This window comes from Clostridium estertheticum (genome assembly GCF_011065935.2).
GTDB lineage: Bacteria > Bacillota > Clostridia > Clostridiales > Clostridiaceae > Clostridium_AD > Clostridium_AD estertheticum_A.
Genome location: NZ_JAAMNH020000001.1, coordinates 4,142,456 through 4,158,870 on the forward strand (window position 1 = coordinate 4,142,456; position 16,415 = coordinate 4,158,870).

The 16,415-nt window shown below is 32.1% G+C and carries 20 protein-coding genes; 7 read left to right on the forward strand and 13 right to left on the reverse strand.

Going from position 1 to position 16,415, the window contains the following annotated elements:
* The first annotated feature begins 70 nt into the window (after positions 1-70).
* A complete protein-coding gene (lon, locus tag G9F72_RS19735) occupies positions 71-2,458 on the forward strand; it encodes an endopeptidase La (RefSeq protein ID WP_164958427.1) in 2,388 nt (795 codons plus the stop codon).
* 183 nt (positions 2,459-2,641) lie between these two features.
* Positions 2,642-3,379 (forward strand): oxygen-insensitive NADPH nitroreductase, encoded by a 738-nt coding sequence (gene nfsA / locus G9F72_RS19740; RefSeq protein ID WP_164958428.1) that lies wholly within the window; start codon positions 2,642-2,644, stop codon positions 3,377-3,379.
* 68 nt (positions 3,380-3,447) lie between these two features.
* On the opposite strand, the gene G9F72_RS19745 is transcribed toward nfsA, so the two are convergent.
* The 6 genes from G9F72_RS19745 to G9F72_RS19770 form a co-directional block, all read right to left on the reverse strand.
* Positions 3,448-4,614 carry an ArsA family ATPase gene (locus tag G9F72_RS19745; RefSeq protein ID WP_164958429.1) on the reverse strand — a complete coding sequence of 389 codons (1,167 nt, stop codon included), beginning with the start codon at positions 4,612-4,614 and terminating at the stop codon, positions 3,448-3,450.
* A gap of 19 nt (positions 4,615-4,633) precedes the next feature.
* Positions 4,634-4,858, reverse strand: a complete 225-nt coding sequence (locus G9F72_RS19750; protein ID WP_164958430.1) for a hypothetical protein — start codon at positions 4,856-4,858, stop codon at positions 4,634-4,636.
* Positions 4,859-6,037 (reverse strand): ArsA family ATPase, encoded by a 1,179-nt coding sequence (locus G9F72_RS19755; RefSeq protein WP_164958431.1) that lies wholly within the window; start codon positions 6,035-6,037, stop codon positions 4,859-4,861.
* A gap of 152 nt (positions 6,038-6,189) precedes the next feature.
* The gene (locus G9F72_RS19760) at positions 6,190-6,681 is read right to left on the reverse strand and encodes a MarR family transcriptional regulator (protein WP_164958432.1); all 492 of its coding nucleotides are present in this window, start codon (positions 6,679-6,681) and stop codon (positions 6,190-6,192) included.
* Positions 6,682-6,771: 90 nt separating this feature from the next.
* On the reverse strand, positions 6,772-7,833 hold the full coding sequence (locus G9F72_RS19765) for a 4Fe-4S dicluster domain-containing protein (RefSeq protein WP_164958433.1): 1,062 nt from the start codon (positions 7,831-7,833) through the stop codon (positions 6,772-6,774).
* Between the two features lie 55 nt (positions 7,834-7,888).
* Positions 7,889-8,710 (reverse strand): VanW family protein, encoded by an 822-nt coding sequence (locus G9F72_RS19770; protein ID WP_164958434.1) that lies wholly within the window; start codon positions 8,708-8,710, stop codon positions 7,889-7,891.
* A gap of 304 nt (positions 8,711-9,014) precedes the next feature.
* Here G9F72_RS19770 and G9F72_RS19775 point away from each other — a divergent pair, with 304 nt between their 5' ends.
* On the forward strand, positions 9,015-9,434 hold the full coding sequence (locus G9F72_RS19775; RefSeq protein ID WP_164958435.1) for a VOC family protein: 420 nt from the start codon (positions 9,015-9,017) through the stop codon (positions 9,432-9,434).
* A 98-nt stretch (positions 9,435-9,532) separates the two neighbouring features.
* On the opposite strand, the gene hutG is transcribed toward G9F72_RS19775, so the two are convergent.
* Entirely contained in the window at positions 9,533-10,546 is a 1,014-nt protein-coding gene (hutG, locus tag G9F72_RS19780) for a formimidoylglutamase (RefSeq protein WP_164958436.1), read from the reverse strand.
* A gap of 313 nt (positions 10,547-10,859) precedes the next feature.
* Between hutG and G9F72_RS19785 the strand changes: the two genes are divergently transcribed.
* Both G9F72_RS19785 and G9F72_RS19790 read left to right on the forward strand, forming a co-directional pair.
* Positions 10,860-11,699, forward strand: a complete 840-nt coding sequence (locus G9F72_RS19785) for a pirin family protein (RefSeq protein WP_164958437.1) — start codon at positions 10,860-10,862, stop codon at positions 11,697-11,699.
* A 153-nt stretch (positions 11,700-11,852) separates the two neighbouring features.
* A complete protein-coding gene (locus tag G9F72_RS19790; protein WP_164958438.1) occupies positions 11,853-12,068 on the forward strand; it encodes a hypothetical protein in 216 nt (71 codons plus the stop codon).
* 95 nt (positions 12,069-12,163) lie between these two features.
* Here the strand turns inward: G9F72_RS19790 and G9F72_RS19795 are convergent, their stop codons facing one another.
* Positions 12,164-12,541 carry a glycoside hydrolase family 73 protein gene (locus G9F72_RS19795; RefSeq protein WP_164958439.1) on the reverse strand — a complete coding sequence of 126 codons (378 nt, stop codon included), beginning with the start codon at positions 12,539-12,541 and terminating at the stop codon, positions 12,164-12,166.
* A 216-nt stretch (positions 12,542-12,757) separates the two neighbouring features.
* Here G9F72_RS19795 and G9F72_RS19800 point away from each other — a divergent pair, with 216 nt between their 5' ends.
* Positions 12,758-13,216, forward strand: a complete 459-nt coding sequence (locus G9F72_RS19800) for a MarR family winged helix-turn-helix transcriptional regulator (RefSeq protein ID WP_164958440.1) — start codon at positions 12,758-12,760, stop codon at positions 13,214-13,216.
* 3 nt (positions 13,217-13,219) lie between these two features.
* Positions 13,220-14,482 carry an MFS transporter gene (locus tag G9F72_RS19805; RefSeq protein ID WP_164958441.1) on the forward strand — a complete coding sequence of 421 codons (1,263 nt, stop codon included), beginning with the start codon at positions 13,220-13,222 and terminating at the stop codon, positions 14,480-14,482.
* Positions 14,483-14,488: 6 nt separating this feature from the next.
* On the opposite strand, the gene G9F72_RS19810 is transcribed toward G9F72_RS19805, so the two are convergent.
* The 5 genes from G9F72_RS19810 to G9F72_RS19830 form a co-directional block, all read right to left on the reverse strand.
* On the reverse strand, positions 14,489-14,791 hold the full coding sequence (locus G9F72_RS19810; protein WP_164958442.1) for a hypothetical protein: 303 nt from the start codon (positions 14,789-14,791) through the stop codon (positions 14,489-14,491).
* A gap of 85 nt (positions 14,792-14,876) precedes the next feature.
* Positions 14,877-15,233, reverse strand: coding sequence for a hypothetical protein (locus G9F72_RS19815; protein WP_164958443.1), 357 nt, complete (start codon positions 15,231-15,233; stop codon positions 14,877-14,879).
* Positions 15,234-15,274: 41 nt separating this feature from the next.
* Positions 15,275-15,613 carry a DUF6054 family protein gene (locus G9F72_RS19820; protein ID WP_164958444.1) on the reverse strand — a complete coding sequence of 113 codons (339 nt, stop codon included), beginning with the start codon at positions 15,611-15,613 and terminating at the stop codon, positions 15,275-15,277.
* A gap of 181 nt (positions 15,614-15,794) precedes the next feature.
* Positions 15,795-15,941 carry a hypothetical protein gene (locus G9F72_RS19825; RefSeq protein ID WP_164958445.1) on the reverse strand — a complete coding sequence of 49 codons (147 nt, stop codon included), beginning with the start codon at positions 15,939-15,941 and terminating at the stop codon, positions 15,795-15,797.
* 124 nt (positions 15,942-16,065) lie between these two features.
* Positions 16,066-16,392, reverse strand: coding sequence for a (2Fe-2S)-binding protein (locus tag G9F72_RS19830; RefSeq protein ID WP_164958446.1), 327 nt, complete (start codon positions 16,390-16,392; stop codon positions 16,066-16,068).
* Positions 16,393-16,415 lie beyond the last annotated feature (23 nt).

Here is a 16,415-nt window from a genome sequence, read left to right on the forward strand (position 1 = left end):
CTCGCTATTAATCAATAAATAGTTAAACGAACATTCACTTATGAATATTATTAAAGAAAGGATGATTATAATGATGAATATAGATAAAAAAAATAAAGCTGGGATGGTAATACCCGTATCGGACATAGTTTTATTACCAGGAATGGCTTATACTTTGAAACTAAATAACATTAGTGAAGAGGAACTTGAAAATTTAGCTAAGAAGGAACAATTTAGTATTGCATTACCTTTAAAGCAAAACTTTAATCAAAGTCAGTTAAAGCTAGAGGATTTTTATAAGGTTGGAGTTTCCTTTCATGTAAATGGAATTGAAAAAACAGAAAAAGGATATCAATTGAAAATTAAAGTGCTAGATAGAGTAGAAATTAAAGATCTTAGTATAGGAAATGGGTTTACTCGTGTGGAATTTGAAATTGCACCAGATCTTATAGATCTTACAGAAAAAAGTCAAGAAGAAATGCTTGAATATGTGAAAAAGGTTACTCGTGAGGTTAGTGAAAATTTCAAGGGCTCAGACCAGTTCATGAAAATTGTAGAAGATCAAAAGGACTTAAATAAACTAATAGGTCACCTTACTCAATTTATGCCTCTTACAAATGAAGAAAAGTATGAGTTAATTGAAACTCAATCTTTAAAAGAAAGAAGCCTTAAATTTATGGATTACCTTCTAAAGCAGAAAGAATCTCTAAAATTGCAATTTGAGATGGCAGAAAAATTCACTGAAAAAGCTAACAAAAATTATAGAGAATCAGTACTAAGAGAGCAATTGAAAGCTATACAAAGTGAATTAAATGAAGGTAAAAGTGAAGGCTCTAAAAAAGACAAAGATTATGCAAGTAGGATTGAAGAGGCTCAGATGCCAGAGGAAATAAAAACTGCTGCCTTAGAGGAACTTGAAAAGTTAGAAAGTCAAAGTGAAAATAGTGCTGAATATAATATTATACGTAACTACTTAGATCTATTAGTAAAGCTTCCTTGGAAAAAAGCTGAACCTAAAGCTATTAATCTAGGAGAAGCAAGACGTATCTTAGATGAGCAGCATTACGGACTTGAAAAAGTGAAGGATAGAATAATACAACATTTAGCAGTTATGAAGCTTAGAAATGATAAAAAAGGTTCTATTTTACTACTAGTTGGGCCTCCTGGTACTGGTAAGACAAGTTTAGGAAAAAGCATTGCGCAGGCTCTTGATCGAAAATATATACGACTTAGTTTAGGTGGCATCCGTGATGAAGCTGAAATTAGAGGCCATAGAAGAACTTATATAGGTGCAATGCCTGGAAGAATTCTTCAAAGCATTAAAAAGGCAGGAGAGATAAACCCAGTTATGGTTTTAGATGAAGTGGACAAGTTAATGATGGGTTACAATGGAGATCCGGCCAGTGCATTACTTGAGGTACTAGATCCAGAGCAAAACAATAGCTTTACTGATCATTATTTGGATCTACCTTATGATTTGTCTGAGGTATTCTTTGTAGCAACAGCTAACTCACTTGACAATATTCCTAGACCACTACTAGATAGAATGGAGATAATTCCAATATCTAGTTATACTATGAATGAAAAATTCCATATAGGTAAAAATCACTTAATACCTTCAGTACTCGAAGAGCATGGATTAAGTAATGACCAATTAGTTATTGAAGATGAAGCACTACAAAAAATAATTAGTGAGTATACACTAGAAGCTGGAGTTCGCGGACTTAAAAAGCAAATAGCTACCTTAGCTAGAGTTGCTTCAGAGAAGATTGTATCTAATACAGTAGAGTTACCATTTAAAGTTACTGTGGATGCACTAGATGATTTACTTGGAAGAAAAGTTTCAAGCCATGATAAAGCTCAAGTGGATAACCCACCAGGAGTTGTTACAGGACTTGCTTGGACAGCTGTAGGTGGAGAAATACTTTTCATTGAAGCTACGGACATGCTAGGAACTGGACAAGTTACCTTGACTGGACAACTTGGAGATGTTATGAAAGAATCTGCAAAGATTTCCTTAAGTCTCCTTAAGTCAAGGTTACCAATTAATACTATAAACTTTAAGGAAAGAGATCTTCATATTCATGTTCCATCAGGCTCTACTCCTAAAGATGGTCCCTCAGCTGGAATTACATTATTCACTGCACTTGCTTCCCTTGTTACAGGCATAAAAGTGGATCCAAAGCTTGCAATGACAGGAGAAATCACTTTAAGAGGAGCAGTACTTCCAATTGGAGGTCTTAAGGAAAAATTACTTGGAGCTCAAAGAGCTGGAATAACAAAGATATTAATTCCAAAGGATAATTTAATTGACCTAAAGGATGTGCCTGAAGAAATTAAAAATCAATTAACCATTAAGACAGTAGAAACTGTAGAAGATGTACTTCGTGAAACTTTGGGAATATCATTACCTAGAGTAGAGCATGTATTTAACACTAATATATCTACGGTGGTCACTTTTAATTCAAATCAAATGTAGGGCATACATTAAAAAATAGATATTGAACATTGCTATATTATTTTTCACACGAAAAGCTATCACTGATTTTGAGTGGTAGCTTTTCTTATTTTTTATATTAAATGTTCATTTTGTTTTTATTAATTTATGGTGTATTATTGACATAAGTACATGACCCAAATATGAATGAAGGTGGTAGGAAATATGAATGAGACTATAAATTTATTAAAAGCTCACAAATCCATAAGAAAATATAAAGATCAAATTGTGGAAGCTGAAACCATAAAAACAATTATCGAATGCGCACAAAGTGCCTCAACTTCTGGTTTTATTCAAGCCTATACTATTATAAGTGTAGTTGATAAATCTAAGAGAAAAGATATAGCACATCTTGCAGGAGATCAAAGTTACGTGGAAGAGTGCCCATTATTTTTAGTTTTCTGTGCTGATTTAAATCGCATTAAAAACTGTTGTGAAATCAACCATAAAACTATGTTAGAAGGATATACAGAAACTTTTATTGTAGCAACTGTAGATGCTACGCTTGCTGCTCAAAATGCTTTAATTGCTGCAGAATCACTAGGACTAGGTGGAGTTTATATAGGTGGTATAAGAAATAATCCATCAGAAATGTGTAAGATTTTAAATATACCTTCAGGAGTATACCCTGTGTTTGGGATGTGCATCGGCTATCCAGATGATGCCCCAGATATAAAAGCAAGGTTACCTCTAGAGGTAATTTTAAAAACCGATGAGTATAATATAGATGGCGATGCTAAAAAAATAGAAGAATATGATGCGCAAGTTAGTGCCTATTATAAAAAGAGAACTAAGGGAAAAAGATCAGATACATGGACAAATCAAGTATCTGGTCTAATAGACAAACCTCAAAGACCACATATGAAAGATTTTTTAGACAAACAAGGATTTAAAATGAAATAATTTATAAATGTTTTTATAAAATGTTAAATATCCCTTATTACTTAGGCATTCTCTACAGGGAATGCCTATTATAACATTTGTATTTTTAACTTTCCATCCTCATAACTGGCCTTAACAATTTTCTTTGAATATAATTTTTGTGGAAGCACAAAATTTCGTTTTTCGTTCTTAATGGAAATACTAATCTCATCACCCTTTTGTAGTAAATTCAATTCACTTTTATCTACAAAAGGCATGTTTATATTTAAATAATAACTTTCATCTGTACTTGATTTTTCAACCTCAAAAATTTTATCCTTAAATAGCACTTTCTCCGGAGAAGCCTCTTTAAATATGCTCTCCCCCATATTGAGTAAGGATTCATAATTCCTAACCTCACTATGCATTAGCTCAGTTTTAAAGATTGGTACAGGGCTAAAACTTTCACTTATATCTTTAAGGTTTTCACTTTGAAGCTTCATCCACTTTTCGAAATACCCTTTCCCCCCCTCCTCTGAAATTATTTTATTAACAATTATTGCATCTACATTAAAATCATAAAGGTGCAAATAAGAAAAATTTCTTTTAGCTTCTTTAATAACAATCTTTTCTGGAGTAGTAACTATCCTAAGGCTTACCTTATCCTTCTGGAGCATTAAAGCATGCAGTTCATCAATTTTATTATAAAGGGTTTCAATTTCATCAAAAGTTTTATCATCAGGAACTGGAATCTTTATTGTACCTTCAATTATTGGCTTTGCAATTTTAGCCACCTTCCTTTTCATAGGAAAGATCTTCTCCATCCACCACTTAAAGAGCTCCGGGAATTTTAAAAGTGACATAGTTTCTCCAGTAGGAGCACAATCAACTATTAACACCTCATAATTATTTTCATCACTAATCTGCTTAATTTTAAGTAATGAAATTAGATCTTCAAAACCTGGGAACACAAGTAATTCTTCAACTTCAATGTTTTTTTTAGTTTTTGATAGCATCAATTTTTCTAAATATCCCTTAATATTTCCCCAAATAGCTCCATTTTCAATAAGAGCATCTACCTCTATAGCTTCTAAATTATCTGAAATTTTTGTGGGAATATTAGATAGCTTTATACCGAAAGCATCGCCCAGACTATGAGCTTGATCGGTACTCATTATGAGCACCTTTTTTCCCTGCTTTGCAATTAAGCAAGCGGTTGCTGCTGCAACACTAGTTTTTCCTACTCCACCTTTTCCTGTATATAAAATAATTCTCACTTTAATCCCTCCAATTCAATTATAGAAAATCAACCTTAACTTTTTTAATCTCTTTTTTTGCTTCTTCTTCATCTTCTTCAGAAAACTCCCGCATAACCTCCAAAGTAATATCACTTATAACCGTAGCTGTCTGTTTCTCAAATTTATTAAGCCTGCTTAAGGCTTTTTCAGGCAAAATATCCTTTATGATTTCATATTTTAGTTTTTCTATTTTTATCAATTTTTTAATTATTTCACTATTCATTTAATCCACCTTCTCCCCAAAATATATAGATAAATAATCCTCATTAAAATTGGCTTTACTTATTGAATACTTTCTAAGTGAACTTGGGCAAGGAATATTCCTCTTAAAATTACCTATTTTAATGGATATATCAGAACCAGTTTCATATACTTCTAAGGCTTTTTTATCTCCAAAGGGCACATATACTTGAAGCTTATAACCCCCTTCTACCTTTTCAAATTTCTCACTAAAAGTTATTTTTTGAACCTTTAATATATCTATAACATTCAGAGAATCTTTAGCTATTCTTTTTAGTCCGTAAATACCGTTAATATCTACCTCATACCATTTAATTTTAAACCTAGGCAGATTCAAAAATACCGAATCTATTTCTTCCATGTATTTTTTTTGAATACACTTCCACTCATCAAAAAAGCTATTGTCTATATCTTCTGGTATTATCCTATTAATATATATAGCATCTACATTGAAATTATAAAGATTTAAATACATATAGTTCCTCTTGGTCTCTTCAATAACCATTTTCTCCGGAATTGTAACAAGTCTTATACTACAAATCTCTCTGTTTTTTAATAAGCTTTGAAGCTCTGAAAGCAGTATATAAAGTTTTTCAATATCATTCATAGCCTGCTTATCCGGCATTTCTATTTTAAAAGCTATCTTAGAGATAGGTCTAAGCACTTTCATAGCGACCTTTCCAATAGGAAATAATTTTTCCATGTACCAGCTCATAAGCTCTGGGAACTTTAGAAGAGATATAGTTTCTCCTGTTGGTGCACTGTCCACAATTATTAGGTCATATATACCTTTGTCATGTAAATCTTTAATTTTCAAAAGACAAAATAGTTCTTCCATCCCTGGAAACACAACAATATCCTCAAAACTTTCTACTTGCTTTTCATCTTTAAAAACCATCATTTTTTTAAAAGCAGCTTGAATACTTCCATAATAATTCTCCATTTCATAATTAGGATCTATCTCAAGTCCCCATAAATTTTCCTGAATTTCAGTAGGCTCATTTTTTATATCCTGCATAAAAATATCACTTAAATTATGTGCCATATCTGTACTAACAATTAGTGTCTTTAAACCCTCCAATGAAGCTTTCAATGCATGAGCTGCTGCGATACTTGTTTTGCCAGTTCCGCCTTTTCCAGTAAAAATAATAATTCTTTTCATATTATCCCTCCTAATTTTAATTCTTTAAATGAATAGTTCTTTTATCGAAGTATTTTCTTTAAAAATAACTCAGTTACACTGAGCTCTCAGTATACTGAGTTCGTAGGTACTCTGCACTCGCGGTTTACACCGCGCTCGCAGTTTTCGCCGCGCTATTCAATATTTATTTTTCTTAGTTTTTTAACAGGCGTCTCTTCTTCTTTGACTGGGTTTACACCTTCCTTAAAAACGACCAGTATTTTGTTATAAATACTTAAAGCTGAAGAAATTTCTTCCTGAGTAAGTTTTCCGTAAATTTCAATAATATATTTAGTAATCATGGCCTTTTCCTTTTCAATTACTATCTTCGCAACATCTGTAAGGGTTATTAAAACTATTCTTCTATCCTCGTCACTTCTTACTCTTTCTACCATTAGCTTTTTTTCTAACCTGGCAATAACTCCTGTGGTAGTATTTAATGGTGCTATTATATATTCTGCTATTTCCGTCATATTAGCATTCTTTTTTCGATGCAAAAATAATAGTGCTAATATTTCATTCTTAGAGAAATCTAAGAATATATCACTCCACTGCTCTGGAAAAAACAAAACCTTAAACTCTTCAATATGATTAAAAATGATTTCTTCTATTTTGTTTATATCCATAAACGACCTCCAAAATAGTTCTTGTAGCGAACTATATTTTAATTCTATCACCGAAGTATTTTTCTGTCAATATAATCTCAGAAATTAGTCCTATTTCAACCATTCAGGTGCTTCTCTTATAATTGGCCTTATACCGTACTTTTCGTCAAAGTCTTTTAAAATGTTTTGCCTAGTTTCTGAGGATGTTTTAACATTAGAAATTAAATCTTTTGATATACCATAGGTAAATGGGCAATTAGCTAGACATATACCACAGTCTGTCCCTAAACTTCTCCATCTTCTATAGCACTCCTCAGCATTTATCTTCCACCTTAATATGCCTTCATCTTCTGCCATTTCGCTTTTAGGTATTGCCTTTCCTGGGCATGTCTTTGCACATCTTCCACAATCTAAACATAATTCTGTAACGCCAAAATCTTCTCGTACATCTGGTACAATTGGCATATCTGTGGTTACTATTCCCAGTCTAACACAAGCTCCATCTTCTTTAGTAATAAGTAGACCATTTCTTCCAAACTCACCCAACCCTGCATCTCTTGCTACCAGTGGTGCTACTACTAAATAGTTTCCGTCCATATGATTTCTAGCATCATACCCAAGTTCCCTAATATAATAGGAAAGTATCATTCCTATAGTTGCTGACTCTACATATCCTTTTGTAACAGCTATTGATTCTGGAAGCTTTGGTGCTCTCATAATCATTTCTTTATCCATAGCTACCGCAAACACAATTCCATACTTATGTTTTTTATTAATTTCTTCACCATAATTTTCTTCATGTCTTCCCCTATGAGTATAATAATGATAATCTTTCATTTCTGCTATACCAACTAATTTAGCATTATAAAACTTAGCTAGTCCTTTGATTTTTTCTGTCATAGCAACTGGGTCCACATCAGCTTTATTTTGTGCAACTTCACCTTCGCTGAATTTTCTTATATCATATAAATATTTAAAGGAAGCATCTACCATAGGCGAATTTATGCTATTAAACATCACTGACCCACGGCCTCCCATGGCTGGTAAACTTCTTAATGAATCATCACCTTCCTTTAAATCAGGTTTTTTACTATAATAATCATTATAAATTTCGCTTCCTTCACTATAATTCATTCTTGCAAACATTGTATCTCTCTCATCAAACCTTTTCATATATTTCCCCTTTTATGTTTTTTATAAATATCTTCAACTAACCACACCGCAATTATTACTCAGCTTTTCCAGTTAAGTACGGTGCATAAGTCATGTAGGCATGATTCTCCGTGATATATTCGTCCTTAATTAAACCTATATTTTGATTGTAAATTTTTCTATATATTTTATTATTTCTTACATATCCACCAAACATACCAGGTGTAATAGAATGTTCCTTCTCATAAACTTCATATTTATTCATTGACCCTTCTGTGCTTATCCATTCTCCGACTAAGTTATCCCTTGTTAGATATATTGCAAGTTGAAAGTCACTACTTGTCCCATTATAAATTTGTAGGTCTAGAGAGTTATACGCACAAGTTGCCCCAGTTCCAAAAGGTTGGCTTCTGTTAATATCTGGAAAAACATCGTGGCTATGTCTGTACCTTTCCGTTACAGTTAGATTAGTATGTAATGTCATCCAATATATAAGATTTGAAAGCTGACAAAGACCCCCTCCTACCCCAGCTTTAAATGTACCATCAGCACATAATACTAATCCATCTAAATATCCCTTTCTGTAAGTGGGCTTACCTATAAGCTTCCAATAAGAAAAAGTTTGTCCTGGTCTTATAACTATACCATTTAGTTTCGCAGCTGCAAGTTTAAGATTTGTGATTTTATTGTATTGAAGTATCATATCTACATCTTTAAGTTTTCTTAAAAGAGGTGTACTGTGAGTAAATAGAACATAGGAATATAATTTAACACTTGTATTCTTAGCATAATTTTTACCTTTAAAATACCACTGCTTGTATCTTTTAGCAGAGTAATACACGCTACCAAATAAGCGTCTTATTCTTGACCTTTTTATAGGTTTTTTCTCCAAATACATGATAACCTCAACCCCCAAAGCTAATATAGATATATTCTATTTACATAATTCAACAAACATCCATAATTATCCTTCAAGACTTACTTAAGAAACTAAGAAGTTCTGATATGCTATTCAAATTATCAATAAAATTACGGAATATTAAAAATATTTATACAATTTATATCTTTTAAAATAAGGTCCAATATGCTATAATTACTCAATAATAATTGTTATTTGCTTATTGTTTTAGCTAAATAAAATAGAACTGTTTTCTTACAACTTTTAGTTTTCTTTAAAAGTAAAAAAGAAAGGTGATGAGGTTATGAATAACAACACAAAAATATTTGTTAATTTACCGGTTAAAAATCTTACAAAATCCATAAATTTTTTCACTAAACTTGGTTTTACATTTAATCCTCAATTTACTGATAAAAATGCCACATGTATGAATGTTGGCGAAAACATATTTGTCATGTTATTGATTGAAAGATTTTTTAAAACATTCACAAAAAAAGAGATCTCCGATGCCAAAAAGAACACAGAAGTCATTGTTGCATTATCTGTTGATAACAAGGAAAAAGTTGATGAAATTGTAAATAAAGCTCTGGCTGCCGGTGGAAAAACCTCCAATAAACCCAATGATCAAGGTTTTATGTATGGATGGAGTTTTCAAGATCTAGATGGTCACCTTTGGGAGATAATTTATATGGATAAAAATATAGACACTGAAAATAAAGATTGAAGTACTTAATACCATAAAGTAAGAACCTGAGTATTAATTTCACTCAGGTTCTTACTTTTTTTATGACTCAAGTAAAGGAACTGTCGCCCTGCTCTCTCTTAGATAGATAAACCATTTATTTCACATAGTGTATTAATAACTGAAAAAATCAATATAGCTGCTAAGTTTGCTGTAATATCATCTTGGTCAAATCTTGGTGAAACTTCAGCAATATCAAAGCACACTACTTTATTTGATTTTAAAATATATTTTAGGTACTTTAGTACAAGTTCTGGATCTAGTCCAAGTGGCTGTGCTGCACTTACCCCTGGAGCAAAAGCTGTAGAAAACACATCAGAGCATATAGTTACATATAAATAATCTCTTAATTTTATGAAATCATCAATTTTGTTTATCACTTCACAATCATCACCATCTATAATATCCTTTGCAAGCATGTATTTAGCTCCTAGCCTATCCGCAGTTTTAAAAAGATCTATAGTATTACTGTGCTTTTGAATTCCAATACACATATAAGCGTATTGAAGATCTCTGTTGCTACAAATATCTGCTATTTGTCTAAACATTGTTCCGGAACTTGCTCCTTGTGTATAAGGTCTCAAATCAAAATGAGCATCGAAATTTACTATACCAATACTCGGTTGCTCACTTTTTTGTGATAAGTAATTTAATATACCCATATAATCTCCAAAAGCAACTTCATGGCCACCTCCTAAAACAATAGGGAAAAGGTTTAAGCTTAAAACTCTTTCTACTGCTTTGGCTAAAATATCTTGGCTTTCCAAAAGCGTGCAGTCTTCGCAGTATATATCTCCTGCATCAAAAAGTTTTACCTCCTGTGAAAAATTACATGGAAGGTTACCTAATGCACGTCTTATACTTTGGGGACCCTTTGCTGCTCCAGTTCTTCCTCTGTTAAGCCTTACACCTTCATCACAACAAAACCCAATAAAAGCAAAACCAAGTTTTCCAGTATAGGCAACTAAATCAGCATTTTTTAGATCTATTATATTTACACATTGGTGCCATCTAAAAGCATCATAATTGGTTTCACTATCAGTTCGTCCTTGCCAAACTGTCTCATCTGTTATTTTGTAATTTTTGTCAAACATATTATTTATCCTCCCAAACTCTTCATATATTTAAAATTAAAATACATTAGCAATCTATTTTAATTTTATTCTCCATAACTACAGCCTCTTATAAGATGCTATGTTATCTTTGTTTTTGAATATATATATTTTATTCTACAAAATATATTAAAAACCTTTATATAAAACTATTTTTTAAGTATCTTCATATTTATTTTAATATAGTACTTCCCAAATTAAGTTTACATAGTTGTAAGTATTTATTCTCATATACATGCTATAATTATACAAATAGTATATAGCACAATTAGATTAGCCAAGGAGGAGGAACATTATGCAACTTAGAACAATACGCAAATTAGTAACCGGAACCACTCAATACGATGGAGCCGGAGTGAAACTTGTTAGGGTTATTAGTAGCCCGGATGTTGTGGAGTTTGATCCATTTTTGATGTTAGACGCTTTTGACTCTTATGATTCATTTGATTACACAAAAGGTTTTCCGTGGCATCCTCATAGGGGAATTGAGACGGTTACTTACCTAATAAGTGGGGACATCGAGCATGAGGATAGTTTAGGAAACAAAGGAAACATATTAGATGGCTGCTGCCAATGGATGACTGCTGGAGGTGGAATCCTCCATCAAGAAATGCCTCAGCCCTCGGATAGAATGTTAGGTGTTCAGCTTTGGCTTAACCTACCCCGCAAAGATAAAATGGTAGCGCCAAAGTACAGAGATATAAGAGCAGATATGGTGCCTAAAATCCACGAAGCTGGTTGTACAATAGGAATTATCTCCGGACATTATAAGGGTAATTCAGGTTCAGTGCAAGGTGACTATGTAAAAATGATGTTTTTGGACGTGGATATGAAAGCTGGTGCAACTTGGCAATTAGAAACCACAAAAGATGCAACCTTGTTTATCTATATAGTAGAAGGTGAAGGCTGGTTTGATAATTCTGATGAGACTTTACTTTCTAGTAAAAGAGCAGTGCTTTTTAATAATGGCGACGAGCTATACGCCAGAGCATCAGAAAAAGGACTTCGTTTCCTTCTGTTTTCTGGAGCCCAATTAAATGAACCAATCGCATGGGGTGGTCCAATTGTGATGAATACCCAGCAAGAACTTAAGCAAGCCTTTAAGGATATTGATGATGGAACCTTTGCTAAGTGAATAGTCATAAAATCTTAATTTTAAATATTTGCAATTGGGGAAGTTTTTGTATATTATTAGTGTTATACTATTATTTACAATCTTATTGTAAGAGAAAACAAATAAGCAGATATAGACAGTCTCTGTTGACTGATCAAAAGGGAGGCAAATTATATGAAAAATTTTGCAAGTGCTGAAAAAATCGGATTAAGAAATAATGAAACAAAAAAACTTATTGTTGTATACCCATTCAAACCACAAGGTACAGATGCTGAAATCGATAAAACTGTTAAAGACTGGTATTACAAGCAAAGCTGTTCAGCTGAAGATGAGATTTTAAATGCCCATGTGGATTTTTTAACTGAATATGAAATGAAATCACATCAATAAATTAAATATTGCATTTACTTGTGTTTCATAATTTCTTATAGAATAAAGTAAATAACAAGCTAGGTATATTAAAATCCTTAACTTGTTATTTTACTTTATTTTCTTATTTTAAAAATACATCCCAAGTAACAAGCCTTGCGGTAATCATCCGAATTTAATACGCCTCTATATCGAGTATTTGTTAAGAATTTCCCATAATCTAAAATGCTCTCTTCTATTGAGCTATACTTTCTAAATTTAGCCATCACAGGAGTTTTAACTCCATTAATCATTTCATTAGTAAGAAATTCTTGAGCTTCAAATCCACAACCGTCTGTCCACTTAATACCAAATATATTGTTACCCTTAACAACCTTAAGCCAGCCTGTTTCTAGTATAGCTTGCGCCATAGTAACCGAAGGAAAAAGGCCATACTTTTCAAAAGCAACTAACGCCCCTGGTAAAATCTGTTTTATTATTTTTTCTTTATCCATGGATTGCTTCTCCTTTTATACTTTAATATTTAAATAGATGAATAAAATAATAATTTTGTAATATACAATCTCAAAATTACAAATTCAAATTGTATATTTATTTATAATATGTCGTATATGTCATATTGATAAGAATTAATAATAGTTGCAATGGAAACTAAAATGTTATATTATTAAATTAGTAGGAAGTGCAACTAATTTTGGAGGTATAAATAAATGAATGAAAATAGAAACTCTGTAGCAAGGTGGATTTCTCTTTTGCACAGACATGGCCATGAATATGTGGGAAGGCAACTTAAGCAATATAATATAAATAAAGGTCAATATATATTTTTAAATGCATTATATAAGAAAGATGGAATAAGGCAGGAGGAATTATCGGATTACCTTAAGATTGATAAAGGTACCACAGCGAAGGCTATTAAAAAGTTAGAGGATGATGAGTATATTATTAGAATAGTAGATGTGAAAGATAAGAGAGCCTATAATGTTTACCTTACTGATAAAGCATTAAAAATAAAACCTACGGTAAGAAAAGCTATGATGGCTTGGACAGATATTTTATTCTTAGGATTTAGTAAAGAGGAAAAGGAAACTGCCTTAGTACTATTAGAACGAATGGGTGAAAATGCCACCAACATAAATGACCATTTTACAGATGATGCAGCACATTAGGAGATGATAATAGTGGATATACTGGCTTCTGCTAAACGATTTATTAACAATAACTTTCATGCTCTCACACATAAGAATTATAGATATTTTTGGCTTGGACAATGTGTTTCCTTAATAGGTACTTGGACACAAAACATAGGTCAATCTTGGCTAGTGCTTTCCTTAACAGGTTCACCATTTTTACTTGGACTTGTTGGAACCATGCAATTTTTACCCGTAACCTTTTTCTCATTGTTTGCTGGGGTAGTAACAGATAAATTCCCAAAGAAAAAAATACTGATTTTCACTCAGACGGTATCCATGATATTAGCTTTTATATTATCTGGATTAGTGTTTACACATACACTAAAGTACGAATATATAATACTTTTAGCGCTATGTCTTGGATTTTGCAATACACTAGATATGCCAACTAGACAGGCTTTTAATATGGAAATAGTAGGTAAAGAGGATTTGATGAATGCAGTTGCTTTAAATTCTGCCACTTTTAATTTAGCAAGAATTATAGGACCAGCTATTGGAGCTATGCTTATGGGATACCTTGGAGCGGGATGGTGTTTTTTATTAAATGGTTTTAGCTTTATGGCAGTAATCTATGGACTGGTTCACATTGAAGCAGTGGCTTATGTAAGAATGAAGAGTTCTGAAAAAGGCATATTTAAGGAAATAGTTGATGGTCTTAAATATATAATAAAGAATCCTATTTTGGTAGAAACCTTGATACTCGTAAGTATTATGGGAGTATTTGTTTTTAACTACAGTGTTTTAATACCTGTATTTACAAAAAATGTACTACATATGGATGCAAAAACCTATGGAATTTTATTATCTGCGCTTGGTGCAGGTTCCCTTATTGGAGCACTTCTTATTACTTTTAAAAGTAAAGGCGGTCCAAATAGAATTCTTATGGTTGGTAGTTCTATTGCCATTGGCGTAATGTTAATTTTTACAGGCATGAGTAATTTATATTATCTTACTGCACTAAGTTTAGCTATAACTGGCATATTCAATATGTTTTTTTCCACCACAGCTAATTCCACGCTGCAGCTAAATTCTAAGGATGAATACAGAGGAAGAGTAATGAGTGTATATTCACTTGTGTTTGCTGGATTTACTCCTATAGGAAGCCTATTTTCTGGTTTTATAGCTGAGAAATATGGCGCTAGAGTTTGCTTTATACTATCGGGCGTTTGTACAATAGCATTGATATTGTTACTTGTGACATGGGTTAAACTTAGGAAAAAAGGAGTAAGCAGTTTTTCCTAATACTGCTTACTTTATATTTTTCACTTTATATTTTTTATTCAATACAAAATTAATCAGTATAAATATTAATTGAAGCCCAATCAAAATATTATATTGCCAATTGATTAGTGGATCTAAAAGAGTATATCTTCCAATTATAACAAAGCTCAATCCTGCTATTGTGTATAATAATCTTTGAGCAAGAAGATATTTTTTTAAGGTATTCTCATCTTTAATATTCTGTTTTTTTATAAACTTAGGAGTATTCCCAAAGACAATAGATATTACACCAGTAATTATCATAAGTAGACCCATTATTATATGAAACATGTTATCATCTCCCTGCTATTAGAATATGAGAAATAAAAGCCTCTTATTTAGTCTGTTAGATCTAAATGCCAGGCTTAATAATTTACTATATTAATTGTTCCATTAAAAATGTTAATCCTATTATAATTATGGCCGCTATAATAACTTGAACTCCACCTTTACTAAAAACTACCATATTGCCTTGAAGCATCCTTTCACTGTATGGTTTTTTATATCCTGTAAACATATTGGGATTTTGAAAATTACTTATAACTGCCCTTTCACTTGGAACAAATGCAGCTACACCCATAATAACAAATAATATTCCCATTATCTTCATACATTTAAAGAAATTTGCTCCATCAGAGTAAGCTAAAAGTGCAGATAGGGATAATGATATACTCAAAAGTATTAATATCTTAATTCCAATAAATTTTGCAATTTCTTTTATAACCTTATCCATATTTTATTCCCCCTCTATATTATAATTACTAGTTAAAAAAATCAATCTATTTCCTCGGTAATATAACCCTTTAATATTCTTCTAATGCTGTCAGCAAAACTATCAGCTGCACCCCAGTCAAAATTAAAAAGCATTCCTTGAGAACTACCAGTAGCAATGGACTTTACTATAGTTTTTCCATTAAAATTGTTCACTAGTACTACTAAAGCAGCCCTGTTCCCTGCTCTCATATAATATTTTTCAAATATTAAGGTTCCATTGTATTTGCCATCTCCTATGTCATGAAACTCTTCATAAACTAAGTCACTATTTTCTTCGCTTTTAACCATAGTCATTACCTGAGATGGAAGCAAACTTACAATAAAACTACATTTACTCATCAAATCCCCTCCTATTTATAACCATGTTATTTAATATTATTCTTATATAATAAATATTACCACTAAACCTAATATAACTCCATATCTCTTTAAAAAAATAAAGGCTAGGCAACGATGAAGGGAAAACCCTGCACTAATTACTCAACCTTTACTAAACTTTATTATCTGTTTTTATTTATTATTAAGTTAATGCCTTTTTTATTTTATCCAGTATAGCAAATACCTTTACTGAACACATATCCATTTTTTCGAGACCTTCCTCTGCTGCCATTATATCATTTTTTTGGTATGCAAGAACGGCTTCCTTTGCCACTTCATGTAGCTTCATATTTACTTTAGGCTATGTTTAATAACAGTGTTGATAATATGACAATTTTTAAGGGAAGCCAAAAATGGCTTCCCTTAATTCACATTTTATGAAAAATGCGTTGTAACTTAACTTCTATTTTGCCTTATCTACCAAGTTCAATTATATTCGCAATAAGTGACTTACATCTGCCGCAATTTTCTCCTGTACCTGCTCCTGTAGCTTCGCTAACCTTTTCTACAGTATCAGCACCATTTTTAACGGAATCAATCACAGTTTTAAGTGAAATTTTCTTGCAACCACAAACAGAAGAAAGGATTTGCGCAAGCTCACTTTTGCATCCTTCGCAAGTAGTGCAAACCCCTGTCTTTTTAACTAATTCTTCTACTGTTCTTGTACCTTCACACATTGCCTTTCTAATTGTTGAGTAATCAACACTATTTGTAATACAAATCATTCGGTTTCCTGCCATTTTAAATACGCTCCTTTAATCTT

Bases quoted from the DNA above. Each gene is read 5' to 3' on its own strand.
- G9F72_RS19825 (WP_164958445.1), bottom strand. From the start codon at position 15,941: ATGAAGCTACATGAAGTGGCAAAGGAAGCCGTTCTTGCATACCAAAAA.
- lon (WP_164958427.1), top strand. From the start codon at position 71: ATGATGAATATAGATAAAAAAAATAAAGCTGGGATGGTAATACCCGTA.
- G9F72_RS19760 (WP_164958432.1), bottom strand. From the start codon at position 6,681: ATGGATATAAACAAAATAGAAGAAATCATTTTTAATCATATTGAAGAG.
- G9F72_RS19810 (WP_164958442.1), bottom strand. From the start codon at position 14,791: ATGTTTCATATAATAATGGGTCTACTTATGATAATTACTGGTGTAATA.
- hutG (WP_164958436.1), bottom strand. From the start codon at position 10,546: ATGTTTGACAAAAATTACAAAATAACAGATGAGACAGTTTGGCAAGGA.
- G9F72_RS19815 (WP_164958443.1), bottom strand. From the start codon at position 15,233: ATGGATAAGGTTATAAAAGAAATTGCAAAATTTATTGGAATTAAGATA.
- G9F72_RS19750 (WP_164958430.1), bottom strand. From the start codon at position 4,858: ATGAATAGTGAAATAATTAAAAAATTGATAAAAATAGAAAAACTAAAA.
- G9F72_RS19785 (WP_164958437.1), top strand. From the start codon at position 10,860: ATGCAACTTAGAACAATACGCAAATTAGTAACCGGAACCACTCAATAC.
- G9F72_RS19830 (WP_164958446.1), bottom strand. From the start codon at position 16,392: ATGGCAGGAAACCGAATGATTTGTATTACAAATAGTGTTGATTACTCA.
- G9F72_RS19805 (WP_164958441.1), top strand. From the start codon at position 13,220: ATGATAATAGTGGATATACTGGCTTCTGCTAAACGATTTATTAACAAT.
- G9F72_RS19755 (WP_164958431.1), bottom strand. From the start codon at position 6,037: ATGAAAAGAATTATTATTTTTACTGGAAAAGGCGGAACTGGCAAAACA.
- G9F72_RS19770 (WP_164958434.1), bottom strand. From the start codon at position 8,710: ATGTATTTGGAGAAAAAACCTATAAAAAGGTCAAGAATAAGACGCTTA.
- G9F72_RS19800 (WP_164958440.1), top strand. From the start codon at position 12,758: ATGAATGAAAATAGAAACTCTGTAGCAAGGTGGATTTCTCTTTTGCAC.
- nfsA (WP_164958428.1), top strand. From the start codon at position 2,642: ATGAATGAGACTATAAATTTATTAAAAGCTCACAAATCCATAAGAAAA.
- G9F72_RS19795 (WP_164958439.1), bottom strand. From the start codon at position 12,541: ATGGATAAAGAAAAAATAATAAAACAGATTTTACCAGGGGCGTTAGTT.
- G9F72_RS19775 (WP_164958435.1), top strand. From the start codon at position 9,015: ATGAATAACAACACAAAAATATTTGTTAATTTACCGGTTAAAAATCTT.
- G9F72_RS19790 (WP_164958438.1), top strand. From the start codon at position 11,853: ATGAAAAATTTTGCAAGTGCTGAAAAAATCGGATTAAGAAATAATGAA.
- G9F72_RS19765 (WP_164958433.1), bottom strand. From the start codon at position 7,833: ATGAAAAGGTTTGATGAGAGAGATACAATGTTTGCAAGAATGAATTAT.
- G9F72_RS19820 (WP_164958444.1), bottom strand. From the start codon at position 15,613: ATGAGTAAATGTAGTTTTATTGTAAGTTTGCTTCCATCTCAGGTAATG.